The organism is Limnothrix sp. PR1529 (genome assembly GCF_002742025.1).
In the GTDB taxonomy this organism is placed as follows: domain Bacteria; phylum Cyanobacteriota; class Cyanobacteriia; order CACIAM-69d; family CACIAM-69d; genus CACIAM-69d.
In genome coordinates, this window is the sequence record NZ_LIRO01000024.1 from 1 (window position 1) to 18,481 (window position 18,481).

At 51.7% G+C, this 18,481-nt stretch carries 16 protein-coding genes and 1 CRISPR repeat array; of the genes, 10 read left to right on the forward strand and 6 right to left on the reverse strand.

The features are described from left to right. From AMR42_RS19740 to AMR42_RS04245, 6 genes are all read right to left on the reverse strand, one after another. Nucleotides 1-244 (reverse strand): hypothetical protein (locus tag AMR42_RS19740; protein ID WP_143472925.1); only part of this gene is annotated, 244 nt, incomplete at its 3' end. Nucleotides 245-287: 43 nt separating this feature from the next. Further along, complete coding sequence (locus AMR42_RS04230) at nucleotides 288-536, reverse strand: hypothetical protein (protein WP_099532225.1); 249 nt, start codon at nucleotides 534-536, stop codon at nucleotides 288-290. A gap of 33 nt (nucleotides 537-569) precedes the next feature. Beyond that, complete coding sequence (locus AMR42_RS20210; RefSeq protein WP_158234346.1) at nucleotides 570-707, reverse strand: hypothetical protein; 138 nt, start codon at nucleotides 705-707, stop codon at nucleotides 570-572. 11 nt (nucleotides 708-718) lie between these two features. Further along, on the reverse strand, nucleotides 719-1,111 hold the full coding sequence (locus AMR42_RS04235; RefSeq protein WP_099532226.1) for a hypothetical protein: 393 nt from the start codon (nucleotides 1,109-1,111) through the stop codon (nucleotides 719-721). Nucleotides 1,112-1,165: 54 nt separating this feature from the next. Next, on the reverse strand, nucleotides 1,166-1,387 hold the full coding sequence (locus AMR42_RS04240; RefSeq protein WP_099532227.1) for a hypothetical protein: 222 nt from the start codon (nucleotides 1,385-1,387) through the stop codon (nucleotides 1,166-1,168). A gap of 218 nt (nucleotides 1,388-1,605) precedes the next feature. Further along, complete coding sequence (locus AMR42_RS04245; RefSeq protein ID WP_143472926.1) at nucleotides 1,606-2,130, reverse strand: hypothetical protein; 525 nt, start codon at nucleotides 2,128-2,130, stop codon at nucleotides 1,606-1,608. A 201-nt stretch (nucleotides 2,131-2,331) separates the two neighbouring features. Then, a CRISPR array of direct repeats spans nucleotides 2,332-2,514; the repeat unit is 36 nt; unit sequence GTGATCAAACCTCTGATGCCGTAAGGCGTTGAGCAC. Between the two features lie 771 nt (nucleotides 2,515-3,285). Here AMR42_RS04245 and AMR42_RS20215 point away from each other — a divergent pair. The 10 genes from AMR42_RS20215 to AMR42_RS04295 all read left to right on the forward strand — a co-directional run. Beyond that, the gene (locus AMR42_RS20215) at nucleotides 3,286-3,492 is read left to right on the forward strand and encodes a hypothetical protein (RefSeq protein ID WP_099532229.1); all 207 of its coding nucleotides are present in this window, start codon (nucleotides 3,286-3,288) and stop codon (nucleotides 3,490-3,492) included. A 116-nt stretch (nucleotides 3,493-3,608) separates the two neighbouring features. Then, on the forward strand, nucleotides 3,609-5,333 hold the full coding sequence (locus AMR42_RS04255) for an AarF/ABC1/UbiB kinase family protein (RefSeq protein WP_099532230.1): 1,725 nt from the start codon (nucleotides 3,609-3,611) through the stop codon (nucleotides 5,331-5,333). Between the two features lie 254 nt (nucleotides 5,334-5,587). Continuing rightward, the gene (locus AMR42_RS04260; RefSeq protein WP_099532231.1) at nucleotides 5,588-6,526 is read left to right on the forward strand and encodes a LamG domain-containing protein; all 939 of its coding nucleotides are present in this window, start codon (nucleotides 5,588-5,590) and stop codon (nucleotides 6,524-6,526) included. A gap of 166 nt (nucleotides 6,527-6,692) precedes the next feature. Further along, nucleotides 6,693-7,589, forward strand: coding sequence for a patatin-like phospholipase family protein (locus tag AMR42_RS04265; protein WP_099532232.1), 897 nt, complete (start codon nucleotides 6,693-6,695; stop codon nucleotides 7,587-7,589). 839 nt (nucleotides 7,590-8,428) lie between these two features. Next, nucleotides 8,429-8,734 (forward strand): hypothetical protein, encoded by a 306-nt coding sequence (locus tag AMR42_RS04270; protein WP_099532233.1) that lies wholly within the window; start codon nucleotides 8,429-8,431, stop codon nucleotides 8,732-8,734. Between the two features lie 348 nt (nucleotides 8,735-9,082). Beyond that, nucleotides 9,083-10,381 carry a condensation domain-containing protein gene (locus AMR42_RS04275; protein ID WP_099532234.1) on the forward strand — a complete coding sequence of 433 codons (1,299 nt, stop codon included), beginning with the start codon at nucleotides 9,083-9,085 and terminating at the stop codon, nucleotides 10,379-10,381. Between the two features lie 271 nt (nucleotides 10,382-10,652). Continuing rightward, on the forward strand, nucleotides 10,653-11,522 hold the full coding sequence (gene fabD, locus AMR42_RS04280; protein ID WP_158234348.1) for an ACP S-malonyltransferase: 870 nt from the start codon (nucleotides 10,653-10,655) through the stop codon (nucleotides 11,520-11,522). Between the two features lie 54 nt (nucleotides 11,523-11,576). After that, the gene (locus tag AMR42_RS04285; protein ID WP_099532236.1) at nucleotides 11,577-12,566 is read left to right on the forward strand and encodes an acyltransferase domain-containing protein; all 990 of its coding nucleotides are present in this window, start codon (nucleotides 11,577-11,579) and stop codon (nucleotides 12,564-12,566) included. 294 nt (nucleotides 12,567-12,860) lie between these two features. Next, complete coding sequence (locus tag AMR42_RS04290) at nucleotides 12,861-13,628, forward strand: 4'-phosphopantetheinyl transferase superfamily protein (protein ID WP_099532237.1); 768 nt, start codon at nucleotides 12,861-12,863, stop codon at nucleotides 13,626-13,628. A gap of 93 nt (nucleotides 13,629-13,721) precedes the next feature. Further along, the coding region (locus AMR42_RS04295; RefSeq protein ID WP_158234349.1) for a type I polyketide synthase at nucleotides 13,722-18,481 on the forward strand (4,760 nt) is incomplete at its 3' end.

Sequence of the window (18,481 nt, forward strand, 5' to 3'; positions counted from 1 at the left end):
CTGGTAACTTGGGCAACTTTGGGCCGGACTCGATCGCTACTGGCTTCCACTCGCCCTTCTTATTTCGGATGAGGGCGATCGCGTCTCCCCGGTTGTACCCGTCCAGCTCCTCCGGCGATCCATAAATGCGTTCTTCGGAGCCGTCGGGCATTTCCACAACCATATTGACCCGCTCGCCGCCATATCGACTTGGGAATCGTTGCCCTGCTGGGTGCTTAATCGTTCCTTGGGTTATTGCCTGCATGGTGTTGGGGTGTGGGCCGGTTGCCCGGCCCGATTCTCAGTTTTTAGAATTCGTCTTCTTCGCCGGGTTCGGGGTCGAACTCAAGCGCGTTGGGGTTTTGGCCGCCGTGAGCGCGGTACTCTGCCCGCCGTGCTTCCCAGCCCGCAACGTAGGCCTGCCGCCAACGCTCGCCGGTTTCGAGACCTTCGCCCGATCGATCCCAACTCACCTTCCCCTCCTCTTTGGAGCTGTCGAAGTCGTTCGCGCCTTCACCAAAGTGCTGGGCGTATTCTGCGCGGGTGATGTCAGCCATTTTTTTGAGGCCGGCTTGGCCGGCCTGATAGGTTTACTCGGATTCAGCCTGGGGCAACTCTTCAAGCTCTAATTCGAGGGTTTCCCAGTCTTCCGTTAGCTCTAGCAATTCCAAGCCCACAAAGATTTCGGGCGATCGCAGCAACTCGGGTTCCTGTTCTGTCGGATCCATGTTGGCCACCCCTACCGCAATGCCAGGGTTACGGCTTGGCTCTCGTTCGCCTCGGCGCGGCGATCGCTGATCAACCATTCGATCTGCAACTTGGTGCTAGTCCAGTGACGGCGCTGCAAACTCAAGTTAGCTTCCAACTTTTCCACGTTGGAAATCAGGTCGCGCTTGATCGATTTGGCTTGCTGAAAACCTTGATGAGCCAGCAACAATTCTGACTTTTTAGCCTTCCGCTGTTGCTCATTCTTCAAAGCAGAATCGGCGGAAATCTCCAAATCAATCGCCGCCTCAATTTCGTTCAGCGTGTCCGAAACTGTCACAATCTGCGAGCGATTTTCGCTGATTTCCAACTTGAGAGAAGTGATCAAGCTGGCGGTAGAATTTAAGCTGGTGAACAATTCTTGCATGGTGATTCTCAGTTGAAAGTGTATAAGCTGGGGGACTAAGCCCCCAATTGCAGGCTAGGAAACAGCGCGGTTAAAGGCTTTACGAGCTGTGTAGCTGTTAGCAATCAGCCCATAAAAATCCTCGGGCGATTCGGTTGCTGATTCAATCAGCCGCTCAAAAGCCTTTTGAATTGCCACGATTGCTTGCGCTTCCGTGATTCCTTCCTTTTCTGCGATCGCGCTGGTGATTGGTGCGATCTGTTCCTCAATCAATCCACTAAACAGAACTGAACTCATGTGTATAAGCTCCTTTGGAACTGCAATCATTATAGCAATAGCAAGCTATAGCAACAAGCAAATATTTCAATTTAGTAATAGAAAATAGTCGAGATTTCCTAACAAAAAAACCGCCCAAAAAGACGGTTTAAAAGTTCAGTTTGTTGTTGCGCGGCGGGCGTAGCCCGCTCGCGCTGGCGCGGCGTAGCCGCGCGGGCGGCGCAAGCCGCCCAAACCCGCTACAGCAAAGCCAACTGGACGGCGGGCGCGGGCGCGGCAACCCACCAGCCAGGGCACAAGGGAGCCAACCACGACGGGGCGGCCACACCGGGCGGCAACGCCACCAAAACCGGAACCCCAGAACCCACGGCAAAAGCCAGGGAAGCCCAGGAGCCGGAACCCGCGCCACAGAAACAGACCGACGACCGGGGCGAGGGAACCACAGCAGCGGGGCACGGGCCAGACGGGAACGAAAGCAGCAACCCCCCAGAACCAGCCAAAGCCCGCACAAACGCAACCGACCGGGCAGCAAACGAGCCACGGCCACAACCGAACAGCCGCGCCCAAAACACCCGGCACGCGCGGGCCGACCGCACGGCAGCATCCACGCCGCCAGCACAACCGACAAACACCGGAACAGACCAGGGCACGGCGGCGAGGGCGGGGGCAACCCACGGCGAAACGACCGAGCGGGAACCCGAAAAACCCACCGCAGGGGCGGCGGCCAAAGCAGAAACGACGGGAGCGGGCAACGGCTGAAACACAGGCGGCAACTGAACTCTAGCCGTTATTGTAGCACGAACGAGCTACAAAAGAAAAGGTTGACAGCGGAACGGAGCCGGAGCACCCTGCCCCTCTCGCTTCTCTCCGATCTCCCCTTCCAAGTTCGCGAAGCGAGCGCCCCAAGAGAGGCAAAAGCCCGGTAGCAGAGCGGACGGGCTATACTTGCCGACCGGCGCGAGCGGGTGATCAAACCTCTGATGCCGTAAGGCGTTGAGCACCTGTATGCCGTCTCCCGTGACGAGACCAAGCAACTGTGATCAAACCTCTGATGCCGTAAGGCGTTGAGCACTCGAACTGGTTGGTGCAAACGGTGTTTAGGCTGGTGGTGTGTGATCAAACCTCTGATGCCGTAAGGCGTTGAGCACAGCACCGCACAGCACCGCACAGCACTCGTTTCAGCCCTATTCCAAACTTTCCAATCCCGTGAGGTGGTGAGTCTGTCGTCAGATTCGCCACCTCACCTTTTTGATCGCCTCCACCTCCTTCAAATCCTTTCGCATCAGTAGAAACCCGTACTCCCCAAAATCGGAGTTTTAACCCGCCGATTCATACCTGGCTTACTCTCCGCCGCTCTTCGCCTCCGCTTCGTCACCCCCCGATCGCCTGTGATCTGTCACCATGCCACCAATCGATTCAGAAAACGCCCATCTTTCGCGTTCATTAGAGAGCGAAAATCAGCCGAAAGATAATCTTTGCATTTTCGTCTACTCCTCAATTCTGAAGCCTATTCTGTAACCTTCGTCTGGAAAGTCTTGTTCCAATCGATCGACTGCGGTTGGCTGTCTCTTAGGTTTAATGAAACTAATCAGGAAAGCTTGCGACGATCATAGGTTGCTGAAATATTTGATCGCTTTGCATTCATGCTGTTTTTATGTGCTTAACGATACCTAAAGGCAGCAAAATCGAGATTTTTCAAGTATAAAAACATTCATCAAACGCCAAGATCGATCAAAGGTGCAAAGACTGAAAAATTGTATATTTGAATACGGTTTAAGATAAAATTAAAGAATTTCAAAAACTTGTAAAAAAATAATTCACGGTGACTTTTCCAAAAAAATTGGAGTACACTACCTGGGGAGTGCAGGCGTGCAAATACAGAGCGTCGCCGACCGTTAGCAACGTAAACAGTGACAGTCATGGGAAATAGCACAAAGTCCTCGAAATTTCCGATTGTTATTGAAATGGAGCCACAGGCAAACTCTGACATCGAAGAATTGGTGAACTCCGGCAAAGGTCTCATTTGTGACAACGTATCCGTTGCCCTAGAGCAACTGAAAGCCCAAGGAATTTTGCCCGAAAGCGTCATCCCCGTATTTGTTGTTGTTGCATCCTCCGACGACTAGTGAAGAACTGATGTGCAATCATCCCCAAAGGCTGCTGAGCTGAAGCTTAAGCTGAAGTTTTGGGGACAGATTTCGCAAGTGTCCGATCGTCCCGTGTAAGCATCAGCGCAAATTTAATGATTCAGCCCGATCTGATCCCGATCCCACTGGAATTGCCGCCAGAGCAAAGGCTGCTCCCGGTCAACAACTTAAGCTTCCTGAAGAACCGAATCGTTTTGGTGCTGTACGAGGTTTCTCGGCTGACCCTCAAGTACTCCCTCAAGAATGCGATGGGTGCAGCCAACCTCAAAACAGAGCTGGCTCGCGATATTCGGTTCTCCATCGAAAAGCTGGGGGGATTGCTGATTAAGGTGGGTCAGCTCCTGTCGCTTCGCTTGGATCTCTTCCCCGCCGAAATTTGCCAAGAACTCTCCAAGCTTCAGGATCGATCCTATGGGTTTTCCCTGGACTATGTTCGGCAAATTATCCAAGAGGAATTAGGCCTCCCTCTGGAAAGGATCTTCATTGAGTTTGAAGAGCGACCCTTTGCGGCTGCGTCAATCTCGCAAGTCCACAGGGCCCGAATCCCATCCTTTCCTGGTGTGGTTGCTGTTAAGGTTCAGCGCCCGGATGTCGAAGAAAAGTTTGGTCAAGATCTACAACTCATCCGCTTCTTGCTCTCCCTGATCAAGAAGCTGAAGCTACAGAGCTATGTGGATTGGGACAACATCAGCCTAGAGCTTGATCAAATGATTCAGGAGGAAATTGATTATCGCTACGAAGCATCCAACCTGGAACGGATGACGGTGACGCTCAGGGAACACAACATCTATGTTCCCGCTGTGATTGGTGATTACAGCACCAAGAAAGTCCTGACCATGGAATATATTCCCGGCATCTTGATGTCAGATTATATCCGTGCCGCCAGTACTGATCCCGAATATCTGGAAAAGATTCTTCGACTCAATAATATTGACCCGAAGTTGGTGGGAAAGCGCCTCTTTGAAAGTTTCTTCCGTCAAATGCTGGAAGATAACTTGTTCCATGGGGACTTGCATCCTGGCAACGTCATGCTGTTGCGAGATAGCCACATTTGCCTCATTGATTTGGGGGCGATCGGCAGTCTCGATTCCCACTTCCTGCGCTACTACCGACGCAGTATGCAGGCTCTCGGAGAACGGGACTACGATCGAGCACTGGATTACAGTTTGATGTTGTGCGATTCCCTGCCCACAGGAGACATTGAAAACGTCAAAGCGCAACTGATCCAGTGCTATCGCCAGTGGGATGCCAAAATGAACATCCGCAGCCTCTCATACCATGAGAAGTCGATCAGCTCGATCGGGGTTCAAATTGGGTCGGTCATGCGCAGGAACCGCGTTTCCTCCAGTTGGCAACTGCTGCGAGTCTTCCGCACCTGGGGATTGATGGATGCATCCTTGAATTACCTAGTTCCCAACGCAGATTATATGAGTCTCGTTGGTGGATATTTTCGAGGGGCCGTTAAGCGCAGTCAGCTTCAGCTTAAGCAACTGGGCATCACGGAAATTGTGATGCAACTCACGGAGAAAGTTGCCGAATTTTCCGATCTGACAACGATCGAGCTTCGTGGCAAGGCAGTTCGCAAAAGGATAGTCGCTGAGCAAAAAACCTCGTCAAAGCTCGCTGACAAAGCCAGGAAATTACTCTGGCTTGGGATCATCGTTCTGGCTTGGATTTTTCTGCATCAACACCTCGAAACAGCCGTGAGCTGGTTACCACCGAATCAATACTCAGCTTGGGCTAAAAGTGTTCCCAATCTTGCTATTGAAGTTTGGGCTGGGATCCTAATTATCTGGATCTACTTACTCAAAATTCTCTAGCTTTGATGACATTTTTTCTGGAGGTTAATTGGGTTCATGTAGAATGTTAAGAAAGCCGAATATGCCTGTTCGGTTATCAAGAAATATTCTAGAATTTGCGAGAGATGGTTGTTTTGTGAATTAAATTCAGACGAATGTTGATACTTCAGTATTAGATACTTCAGTGTTAAATACTCCAGTATTAATAAACATGTCTGTTTTTATTCAATAGTTTGGTTTGGAAATGACACCAATCATCCAAGGTTCTAATCACCATGACTTCAGTACTTCATTTTGATGGTCAGTCGAATTACATCCGAATTCCCCATCAAGAGTCCCTCTCCCCTGCTAATAATTTCACCTTCGAAGCTTGGGTGAACGTTGCGCAAATTGGTGGCTATCTACGCTTATTTTCTAAATTTCCAGGCTTTGGCTTTGGCCTCATCAACGAAGCGCTACTTTTTACGGAATATTGGATTGTTGACTATGCAGCCTCTGTTTCGATCGAAGCGGGATCTTGGTATCACGTTGCCATCGTCTTCAATGCTGACAACGATGTGTTTTTCTACCTCGATGGAGAGCTAGTTCAAACCATCCTGGGCGACACCCCCGCCTCCATCAGCCAAGGCCCCCTCGAAATTGGCCGCAAAGCAGAGGGCCATGGCGAATATTTCCAAGGCGATTTGACCGAAGTTCGGTTCTGGGGCACTGCACGCACTCAAGAGCAAATTCAAGCCTACAAGTCCTATCGACTGCTCGGATCCGAAGAGAATTTGTTGGGCTATTGGCCTTTGAACGAAGGCAGCGGAGATGTCATCAACGACAAGAGCACCGCTGCCAACCATGGAACCTTGCAAGGCTCCCCTATTTGGAAGAGCGCTGCACTGGAACTCCCAGAAATTCTCCCCAACATCCCGCTGCCCGCTGAAGTTCAGGAAGCCGAAGCCGCTGCCGCCGAAGCCGCTGCCGCCAGCGAGACCATCCCCAGCCCTGGTTCCTTCCCCATCATTGTTGAACTGGAATCCGATGAAGCAACCCCCGATCGTTGCTTCGAAGAGTTATTGACCAGGGGAGATGGCGCGATTTACGACGGAGTCACCCAAACCCTTTTTGCTATGCGGGAACAGGGGCAAATCACCCAAGCAACAACCCCCGTTTTTGTCATTGTTCGGCGCACTCCTGAATCTAAGAGCTTGCTGCCATTTGCTCTGTAGCATCCCTGAGCGCCAAGGCTAGTGGTTTAAGCAAAGGGCTGAACCGTTCAAGCGCCCTGAGTCTACGTTTCTATGCCGCTCATTGCCTCGCCTCAGAGCTTTTCGGAACGAGTTTCACAGGTCAACCCATTCCAGTCACGAGTTTTACCTACAAGGAGTTTGATTCATGAGCAGCGGTAACTACAAAAACCTGGCACTGCAAGCAGGAGGCGTGTTAGGAACTGCCTACGTAGGGGTTGTGCAATCCCTGAACGAGCGCGGCCTCCTCTCCAAATTTGAGCGCGTTGCTGGGTCTTCTGCGGGAGCCATCATGGGAACCTTAATTGCCCTGAGGTTTTCAGCAGCAGAGATCGAAGACATCATGATGAACCTGAACATGGGGGAGTTCACCGATCCCACCAGCCCGATTAACCTCGTCCAGAATTATGGTTATTATGCCGGGGATGTTTTCTATCAGTGGATTCAAGACATCATTGCGCGCAAACTAACGAAGAAGGCCACCTTTGAAGATCTCGTAGATGCTGGATTTGCAGATCTTTATGTCTTCGGCACAGATTTGACCGCTCGAGGATTGCGGGAGTTCTCCTACCGTGCGACTCCTGACACGCCAATTGCAGGTGCAGTGCGCGCTTCCATGTCCATTCCCTTCTTCTTCCAAGCTTGGCGATTCCCCGGCGGCATTCCCGACAATCACTACTATGTTGATGGTGGCTTGATCTTGCCCTATCCCCTGTGGACTTTTGATTATGCGCCCTTCACCAGCGAAGAGGGCTACAACGAAGAAACCTTGGGAGTGAGCTTAAGAACCGGCTTCAGCCCCTCTGGTCTAGAGAAAGGCTTTGACCTGAAGGAGTATTTCGAAAGCCTATTTGAGGCTACGTCCTCCATTCGGATCAGCGCCCGCAACAAGGCACGGACGATCAGCATTGACACCTTGAAGCTCTCGCCCACTGATTTCAACATGAGCCACGAGGACAAGCTGCGGCTGGTGAAGAGTGGTTATGAGGCCACGGCGGAGTTCTTTAAACTCAAGGACGAATTGGCAACGATTGCTGCTGCCTAAGCGAATCATGAATTCATGGGAGCAACGTCATTTCCCTCTCTGAGTTGGCCATGGCATGGTGTTGACTAATTTACACATCCATTCCCAACGCGGATAAGCATAATCAGTGCTAACAAGAGCGCTCTATGCTGAACCTTTTTTTAATTGGTTTAGCTCTTCTCTGGCTTGCGAAAAAGAAATGACTGCTCCCGTGAAGTTTGGAATTACCTGCCCTTTTGTCCCAAAATACCTCTACGGGATGACGAGCATTGGCAGGAGCTAGAAAGGCCTAGCCACTCCGTTTATCCCTTAGGAATCGGACACATTGAACCCTACGCTCAAACAGGAGGGAGTGGTCTAATTCAGATTGGAAAAGAGCAATTTTCCACTAGACCTTGGGATCAATATCGCGACCTCATTCACAATGTGGCAGCGTTAATACACTTGAATCAGTTTTTAACCTCGCCTTAATTTCTGCTTTTCGTTAATCAGAGATAGACTGAAGCAATAAGCTCAATTAACTAGTAGAAAATAATTCAGTTGGGCTAAACCAACTGATAATTGCAGACCAATTTCTTCGCTATGGTTTTCTCGATATCACTATCTTCTAATTACTTCAATTTATTCATTAATCAGTTATTTTCGAGAAAAATAACTCTATTTAAAGTCATTGTCCAAATAATTCCTGCCTTGAAAAGGCAATCTTTTGATGGCTAAATTTGGTCTTTGATTTTTCAAAAAATGACCTTTTAAAAGATTTTTAGAAAATCATTTAATGCTTCAATTTGACTTGACATTTAATAAGAGAATACATTAATCTGAATGAGGATTGAGTTTGATTTTGAGGAATACCAAAAGCCATGCGAACCCCTATCCAGGTTGGATCAGAAATCAAGCGAATCATCACATTTGAGGCTAACTCAATTGGTGAAGCCATGCCGGTTGTGATTTACAAGAAGAAGGTTGTTGACCCTGCTGCTCAACCAGGCGCGATCGAGGCTGCTCCAGTTTCTGCCAAGGGAATTTTGGAAAAGATTGTCGATTCGCAAATCCAGGCTGCCAGTGAATTCAAGACTCTCAATGAGCAATCAGGGGAGAAGTGGCTCAAAGACCTGGCTAAGAATATCTCACTTGCCCTTGTGAAAGGCGGAGATGCACTTACTTAAACAGCGATCTTCGGGGTTGGATTAAGCAAGGGTGCTGGCTTGTTTGGCATCCTTGTTTGACCATAACTTCAACCTGTAGAAAACTCAAATCGACAAAAAACTTAGACATCACGCCAAACTACTTCGGCCTTTTGTCTTAAGAGAGAATCTTTTTGAAAAATTTTCCTGAGAGGTTTTGATTGAAAACCTAGCTCAGGAACTAAGAGTATTTTTGTCAAAAATTTGTCGAAGTTTGTCAAAAAAAGATTGTTGACAAAATTGTTGATTAGTCAATTCAAAAAATTCCTAAAGCTAGCAATAGCTGTGATTGACTCTTGAAGCGGCGAAGGACAAAGTAAGGATAAAGCTATGTTTTCATCTTCAGAATTTCCTGCCTCGGCCCAAGACAAAATCCAATACATTAGCCTCGCAACCTGTAATGGCGTTGTTCAATGCGTTTTTACGCTAGATAGTTGCCTGAATGAAGATCTATTTTTCAAGAGCTTCGATTTGGTTTTAGATTCAGAGGTGATCCTGCAATGCCAGTGGGTGAACAACAGTGTATCGCCCTACTGGCTGCGATCTGAAGAAAAACATAAAGACCGATTCAAGCTGCTTGAAGTCGTCGATGTGCAACAGGCTGTTGAAGAGTTTAGATCTCGATCGATCGATCCAACAACCGATAGCTTGGTGCAACTGAGAATTTTCCGGCACCAAGGCGAAAACACACTTCAAGATACGTTTTGCCTCAAGATGTCCCACGTTGTTTCTGATGGCAGTGGACTGCGGTGTTTGCTTCAGTCCCTTGCTGAAACCTATGGGGTGCTGCAAAACGGTCAGGAACATACCCCGAGTTCTGTAACCGTTCGGCGTGATGGATGGCAAGTTCTTGACAAGGTTCCTGCCAAAAAGAGATGGCAATTGCTGAAAAAGGGCAAGAAGAACTTCTTGAAGCCAGGTCAATTAAAAGTGCCATTTAGCAATTGCACCCATGAAAATCAAATATACATAACCTACAAATTGGATCGGGGGCAGATTGAGAATCTAATTCAGTATGCGAAAGATCGTGGAGCAACCCTAAATCAAGTGATGTTGACAGGGTTTGCGCGTGCTCTGCGTCGGTTCACGAATGCAGGGCCCGATGCATCACTTCCGATTATCAACACCCTCGATCTTCGCCATTATCTCCGGCATGGAGATATGCCTAAAATTTGTAATCTCGCGGTTCCATTGATTTCTAACATTCATGTCAACCAAGCAGACTCCTTTGCAGACACCTTGTCTTTCATAAAATCTGACTTAATCAGCCAAAAAAGAGCCATGCCTGGCGTTTTGCCAGCAATCGCCATGGAAATTCTTTTTCTCATTCCTTTTGCCTGGGTAGACTGGCTACTGAACCAAGCTTTTGACCAAGCTGCTGAATCAGGAATTGGCACACCCCTATTTTCGGATGTTGGCAACACTGACATCCCCATCCCAGGACATCAAGTGGTTTATTCCTACGGTTTGGGCCCCGTTGCCTATGCCCCAGCTTTTATGATGACGGCTTCTACCTTTAGGAACACCGTCACGCTTGGTGTGGGCTTCTGCGAGTCTTCAATTAGCCGTGGCGATATGGGCAAAATCTTTGATCTGATGGTTGAGGAATTTGCAAGCTGCACTGCCTGATTACAACCTCCGATTCTAAAAACTTGGCTTGAAGAATCAGTGCTGTTGATGCTTGGCCTGGGTCTCAATTCTATGGATTGGACAAGACAAAAACTGCCAGATTCTTTAATTCTCAATCTTAGGGCCCTGTTGTTAAAGACCTGTTTCTCGAAGCTGATGACTACGAGCTTGCTTTGAAATTCGCTTTGAAGTTTGCGCTGTCTAGTTGGCTTCGTTGAACTTCCTCCATGTTACCTAAACGCCCTGATTGGCACACTGAAGGAGCGGCATGATGAATTTAAATGTTGTTCTCTTTCCGGGTCAAGGATCCCAATTTTGCGGAATGGGGAGTGAACTATTTCCTCATTACCCGCAGCTTTTGCAGCAAGCAGATAATATTCTTGGCTTTTCTGTAAAAGAGCTGTGTTTGCATGATCCCAATGGTGATTTGAGCCGGACAGAATTCACTCAAATTGCTTTATTTGTTGTGAATGCCTTGGCTTGGCAGTCCCATATTGATTCGGGTGGTTTTTGGCCTAATGCGGCTTGCGGGCACTCTTTGGGCGAATATAATGCGTTGTTTGCGGCGGGAGTGTTTGATTTTGAAACGGGGCTAAATTTAATTCGATACCGAGGGCAATTGATGGGCCGTCAGCAGGGTGGTGGAATGGCGGCAGTGATTGGTAGCAATGTGGAAAAAATTCGCAAAATCTTAGATGATTTTGCATTTGATACGGTTGATATTGCAAACTATAATTCGCCTCGGCAAGTGGTCATTTCAGGGCCCAAGCGTGATATTGATGATTTGGCGGCTGTGTTTGAGGAAATTCCAGACACGAGATATGTGGTGTTGAATGTTAGCGGGGCGTTTCACTCGCGTTACATGCAAGAAGCAGCGCGAGAGTTTGGGGAATTTATTCGGACAATGAATTTTCGTGCTCCGCGATTTTCAGTGATTGCTAACACTTCAGCGCAGCCTTATACGCTGGAGAATGTGGTTGAGAATTTAACGCAGCAAATCGCGAGTCCGGTGCGCTGGACAGAAACGATCGCCCATTTGTGCGATCGGGGAAAATGCACGTTTCAAGAATTGGGAGTGGGCAACACGCTAACCCGACTGCTGTATCAAATCTCTCCAAATTTGGTTCCCGAAAAAGTTTAAGAGAAATTTGAAAGCGCAAGTTGCAAGCTCAGTTGAAGACTAGGAGTTGAAGCCATGGCTGCGAAAGTTGTCTTCATGTTTCCTGGTCAAGGATCGCAGTATATGGAAATGGGGCAGGAGCTATATCGCTGTCATCCTGTTTTTCGGAACTGCATGAATGAATTTTCTGAGGTGGCGTTGCCGCTTTTAGGTATTCATTTGGCCACTGAGCTGTTTGCTGACTCGCAAGCGGCACTGGCAGAAAATTCAAAACTACTTTTGTATACGCGATACAGTAATCCGCTGTTATTTACGTTTAACTATGCGGTGGCGGCCACGATCGAGTCGATGGGTATTATTCCTGACTTGGTTTTGGGATATAGCCTCGGAGAGTTGACAGCGGCGGCCTACAGCGGTGTGGTGGATCGCTTTCAACTGCTGGTTGCTTTAATTCGCGCATCCTTCGCCTTTGAATCCTACACACCGGTTGGGGGAATGCTAGCCATTTTGGATGGCTTAAACCTCTGGCATCAACATCCTAATTGGTTTCAAGACACTGCTTTGGCCAGTATTAATTGCAGCCAAAGTTTTGTGGTCAGTGGCCGATCGAGCAGTCTCGATCGGCTAGAGCAAATCTTACAGAGTCAATCGGTGTTGTTTCAGCGTTTACCGGTGATCCAAGCGTTTCATTCCCCTTGGATTGATTCAGCCCAAGAGATTATTGATCGAGAGTTCGATCGCCTACCTCAGTTCCAAACCGGTCGTTTTTGGCGTTATGGGTGTGGCGATCGCGCCGATGACCAGCAACCAACTCAGGCGGTGCGTACTTTCTGGGAAGCATTTCGCAATCCCATTAACTTTGAAAAGGCGTTGCGAGGCTTGGAATCAATGGGAACCAATCTCTATCTAGATGTGGGATCAAATGGCACTTTGTCTGGATTTGTGCGGGTAATTTTGGATGCATCTTCCTCATCAAAAGGTATGGCAGTGATGGATCGTTTTGGACAGAATGTGCAATCGCTGGAGCGAGCCGTGAATCTAGCAAAAAAATGGCGTTCAGAGTAATCGCTTAATTGGGTTTTAAGTAGTTGCTGAAATTCAGAATTCTAAATTCAACATCCAATTCAGCTCTTTGATTCAGTGGTTCAGTGAAATTCTCAAATTGATTGTTTAAGTTAAGCTCCTACGCTGAATTACTAAATTAGGTTTCTAGTTTTAGGTCAAGTTAATGAACAAATGGAACCTAAAAATTGGATTAGATCATCGCAATATTTTAATGAAAATTCTGAATAAGCAAAATGCTGAATCAAAGCCAGATTAAAGCCAAATCAAAGCCAAATTAAAACAGGGGCTGGCACCATGCGATCGATTACTTGCCGATTTGAATGTGTGAACATTGCCAACTACGTTGACGTTGCACCCTATCGATCGCAACTGCTCTCACCTGCGGAGTTGGACTATTTTGAAAAGTTGCCCGTTTTGAGGCGGCGGATGTCGTACTTGATGGGGCGAATGGCGGCCAAAGGGGCTTTGGTTCAGTTAATTGGCGATTGTGACTATCGATCGATCTCCATTGAACCGGGCAGCTTTGGGCAACCAGTGGTGCGGTATGGAGGGCAGGAGCCATTTGAGGTGAGCATCGCCCATGATTCGGGTCAGGCAGTGGCGGTTGCTTTTGAGGCGGGCTACCCCGTGGGTATTGATGTGGAAACCTTTAATCCCACGCTTTATCAAACCTTGATTGATGCGGTTCCAGATTCCGAAAAAAGCTGGTGTGATAGAACCTTTGATTACTATTCTCAATATTCTCAATATTCCCAATACCCTCAGCGGCTATTGGCTCTTTGGACATTAAAAGAAGCCCTATCGAAAGTGTTACGTTGCGGCATGACTGTGCCGATGGAGCTGTTGTCGATCGCGGATTTGCAATGCATTTTTCCAAATCACTATCGAGCCAGTTTTCGGCATTTTTCTCAATATCAAGCGCGTCTTTGGATTGCCGATCAAACCGTGCTTTCAGTGGTCTTCCCGCGACAAACGGAAATCAACTTTGATCCTTTTCAAAAATCATGGTTTAGCCAAAATGCTCTCCATCCAATGGTTGACTCGTTCGACTTGGCGGGATGAGTTGAAAGCCTCATCCTAATCGCTCTAGTCGCTTCCATCGCCTCAGTAATGACTGCCCCACGAAAAATTAAAGCCGGTTTGAGATACCCCACTATGACTCAAGATATCGCTGTAATTGGTTTGGCTGGTCGCTTTCCTGGGGCGGCGGATATTGATGAATTTTGGGATAATTTGGCGGCGGGTGTGAACGCGATCGGGGAAATTCCTCCCGATCGCTGGGATCACCAAGCCTACCGCGAACAAACGGGGAATAAATGGGGCGGTTTCCTAAAGGATTGGCGATCGTTTGATGCGGGATTTTTTGCCATTTCTCCCCGAGAAGCCAAGTACATGGATCCTCAGCAGCGGTTGCTATTGGAAGTGGCTTGGCATTGCGTGGAAGAAGCCGGCCTGTCCCTAGCTTCGCTCCGTCAGCAGCCAACAGGGGTCTACTTGGGCGCAATGACCATGGACTATTGGCAAGTCACGACGGATCCCCAGGTGGAAATTGATGGATTTTCGGGGTTAGGCAGCTACAGTTGCATTCTGTCGAATCGGTTGTCCCATGTGTTGGGTCTCAGCGGCCCGAGCTTGACCCTGGATACGGCCTGCTCTTCGTCTTTGGTGGCCATCCATTTGGCTCGACAGGCGTTGCTATCGGGCGAGTGTGAATTAGCTTTTGCGGGTGGCGTGACCCTCAACCATCGCCCTTGGAAGCATCTGTCATTTTCCCGAGCAAGGATGCTGAGTCCAACGGGTCAATGCCGCACGTTTGATGCTCAGGCCGATGGCTATGTGCCCGGCGAGGGCTGTGGGGTGCTGTTGCTTCAGCCCCTGGAACGGGCGATCGCCCAGAATCGACGAATTTTTGGGGTGATTCGGGGCAGTGCGGTGAACCATTCGGCGGTGGGCGAGTCCATCACAGCCCCCAACGTGGGACGACAGGCCCAACTGTTGAAGGCGGCCTACGCCGATGCCCAAGTGGATCCGGCCACGGTGACCTATGTGGAGGCCCATGGCACGGGGACTTCTCTGGGCGACCCGATCGAGATGGAGGCCCTTTCCCAGGCTTTCCGCACCACGGCCCAGGCGATCGGCTATTGCCAGGTGGGTTCCGTGAAAACCAACATCGGCCACTTGGAAGCGGCGGCGGGAATTGCTGGGGTGATCAAAGTCTTGATGATGTTGCAGCATCGTCAGATTCCCGCCAGCTTGAACTTAACGACTCCCAACCCGCTCATTGACTTCACCACTTCTCCCTTTGTGCCAGCGGTGGCCCTTGGTTCCTGGAAACCGGCGGCGGCGGATTTGCCGTTGCGAGCGGGGGTGAGTTCCTTTGGCTTTGGGGGCAGCAATGCTCATTTGGTGTTGGAAGAGCCGCCCCGGTCGCCCGCTGTGGCTGCGGAAGCCGGATCGCCGTTGGCGTTGGCGACAGGGAACGTGATCGCGGGTCAAGGGGCCTCGGAGACGGGCGATCGGGTAACTGCCGTGATTCCCTTCTTGTTGTCTGCCAAATCAGCACGTAGCTTGGCCGCCTTGGTTGCCCAGTGGGGCCAGGAAGGGGCGCAACGGGTGGCCGCAGCCGACTTGGGGACGATCGCGGCGAACCTGGCCCTGGGGCGCGAAAGCTTTCCTTGGCGATTTGGTTGTTTGGCCAGCAGTTGGGCCGATGTGCAGCGGGCGTTGGCGCAATTTGAGCTGCCGTCTCAGCCCGTGGCGGCAACGGTGGAAACGCCTTCGGAGGCGCGATCGACCTTGGGCAGGCTAGTGCAGGATGCCGAAGCGCTCAAGACCCTTTGGGCATCGGTGGCGTTGCCGGAGGCAGATTGGGAATCGGTTTTGCAGGTGGCTCGCACCCTGTGGCGACGGCAAATGACCTTTACGCGCTTTGTGGAAACCTGGCGGCAACCGTTGGAGCAGGTGGGCAGTGATCTTGATTCAGTGTTGCAAGCCCCATTGCAGTCCCCATTGCGATCGAACGCACCTCGCCCAGAGCATCGAATTTTGATGTTTGTGGCCATTCGCAGCAGCCTGGCTCGCTTGTGCCAAAAGTGGGACTTGACCGATCGCTATCCCACGGGTTCGGCGGCCTTGGCGGAACTGGTGCGGGCCTTCACCATGGGCGTGCTGGATCCGGGCATGGATTGGCCGGTTCTGCTGTCGGGATTGCTGCCCGATCGCCCGCGTTCGCTGGCCGAACTGCCTGAGGTGCTGACTTCTGAGGATGTGGGAAATTCGGTGCAATCGGCCTTGGCGGCCTGGCTGGCGGGCAGTCCGGTGGATTGGTCAGCCCATTTCCCGGCCACCTATCCCAAATTGTCCTTGCCACGCTATCCCTTTGATCGCCAGTTGTATTGGCTCTTTCCCAAGGCATCCGAGGGCGATCGGCTGGCTCCGTTGCCCGCTGCCCCGGCGGCCCGGGAGGTGCTGCCCTCCTCCGGGGCATCGTCGGAGCGCTGGGAGCAGGTGTTTCCCGAAACCGATTTGGTGCTCCGATCGCACTTTTTAAATGGGCGCTGGATTGTGCCCGCCGCCAGCTTCATTGGCTTGGCCTGGGATGCGGTGACCCGATCGCTGGGTCGATCGCCCGGATTGCTGACAGAGATTACCTTGCACCAGGCCGTGGCCTTGGGGGTGGGGGATGCGGAGGCCGTGACCCTGGGGGCCCAGGTGGAGTTGCCAAATCGGGTTCAGGTTTGGCAGCGCGATCGACTGATTTTGAGTGCCACCTTTGCGGAGTCATCCTCAGGGCCGCCCCTCGATCCAGTGGCCGGGCGATCGCCCGATGCTCGCCCGGTAGGCCATGATCGGGTGGGCGAGATTCCGGGAACGGCCATTTATGCCGCCTTGCGATCGCGCGGCTATCAGTACGGCAGGGCCTTGCAGGTGATCCATCAGGCCCAAATCACCGACGAAGCAGCCCTCTTCCAATTGCAAGCCCCCAATCGCACCGCCTTTTTGGATGGGATTTTGCAAGCGGCCGTGTATTTACACCGGCAATGGTCTGCGGAACGGAGCGGCGATGCTCGAGATTTTGGAGATTTCGTTGTGCCGGGGCAAGTGGCGGGCTGTTGGTGGGGATCCCAGTTGCAAGCCCAGTGGGAATCGTCATCCGCTGCCGCAATTGCCCCCACAGCATCGCCCGATCGATCCGACGATCCGGCGGTTGGCGAGCCTTCATCCTGGGTCACCGTCCGGTTCGAGCGCCAACAATGCCGAGTCCAGGCTACCGAAAGCCAGTTTTCAGCGATCGCGATCGGGACGGATGGCCGCCCCCTGGCCGTGATTCGGGAGTTAACCCTAGCGGCGGCTCCCTTGCTTGCGCCGGAGGTGTCTTACTTTGAAACCGACTGGACTGTTTTGCCCACCGCCACTGCATCCCCAACTCAGGCCACCGCCGCGCCGACGATCATTTTTGCCCAGGGGGCTGCTTGGGGTTTGGCCTTGCGCCAGCGGCTGCGATCGCAGGGGATTGAGGCTCAGTTGTGCCTAGCCGGTTCAACCTTTGAGGTTTTGGGCGATCAGGTTTGCCAGTGGGATTGGACTGACCCAGACCAAGTGCGCCAGGGCCTGACGCATCTGTTGGCTCCCGAGCAATTCCGGGCGATCGCAGGGGCCGACGCGATCGACTCGCCCCTTTCCCCAGCCCTGGTCTATTGGGTCACGGTTCCCCCGGCAGCGGGGTCAGGTCATGGGCCCCAGGGCGATCGGGATTGGGTCACCCAAGCCGAGGCCGATTTGAACCAGGGCGTGCGCGGTTGTTTTCTGTTCCTGCAACAGTGGGCGAAAGTGCGCCCCGCCGATCCGCTCCAGCTTTTGGCCGTGACCTTTGATGCCCAAGCCGTGACCCCGAGCGATCGGGTTTTGGGGTTTGCCACGGCGGGGATTGATGCCCTGGGGCGCACGGTGGCCTTGGAGTTGCCCCAAATTCGCCTGAAATCCCTGGACTTGGAGTTGGGACTAACCGTTGGAGAAGCCAGCGCCACGATCGCGGCGGAAGCGGCAACCCCTTGGGAGCACGATCGCGTGGCCTATCGTGGGGGCGATCGCTATGGGGCCGAGTTGCGGGAAGTGGCCCCCGGATCTGCGCCTCCCTTGCCGGTTTCCGTCCTGGAACCGGGATCTTGCATTTTAATCACGGGTGGGAGCGGGGCCTTGGCCGCAGAAGTGGCCGAGGCGATCGCGCTGCAAACGGCCGTTCATTTTCTGTTGGTGGGTCGATCGCCCCGCCGGGCCCAAACCGACCAACTGATCGCCCTGCTGGAATCCTTGGGATCCACGGCGGATTATCTACAAGCAGACCTTTGCCAAGAAGCCGACCTCGATCGCCTCACAGGGATTCTGAAAACCACCCACCGCACCATTCACGGCGTGATTCATACGGCCGGGCAGTTAGACGATCGGCTGTTCCATGCCCAAACCCTCGCCTCCCTCGATCGGCTGATTGCCCCAAAATTTCTCGGGGCCTTGCGTTTGGAACAACGGTTGCAGGATCAACCCGTGGCCTTTTGGTTGGGATTTTCCTCAATCACCGTGGCGGCCGGCAACCCTGGACAGGCGAACTACGTGGTGGCGAATCGACTGCTGGAAGCCTTTTGTGCTTACCGCAATCGCCATTGGCCCGGACGCGCTGGGGCGATTCAGTGGGGTCTGTGGCGATCGCGCGGCATGGGAGCCACCGACATGCTGGCCGAGCGGTTCCAGCGATCGGGCATGGAACCCTTCAGCGCGGCGGCCGGTCGGTTTGCCTTCCTTGATCTGCTGACCAGCGATCGCCCTCAGCCCGTTCTGGTCACCGGTAAAGGCACGGACGCAACCATCTTTGAGCGCTTCTCCCGATCGTGCCCCGCCCCAAATGTGCCCCCAGCATTGCC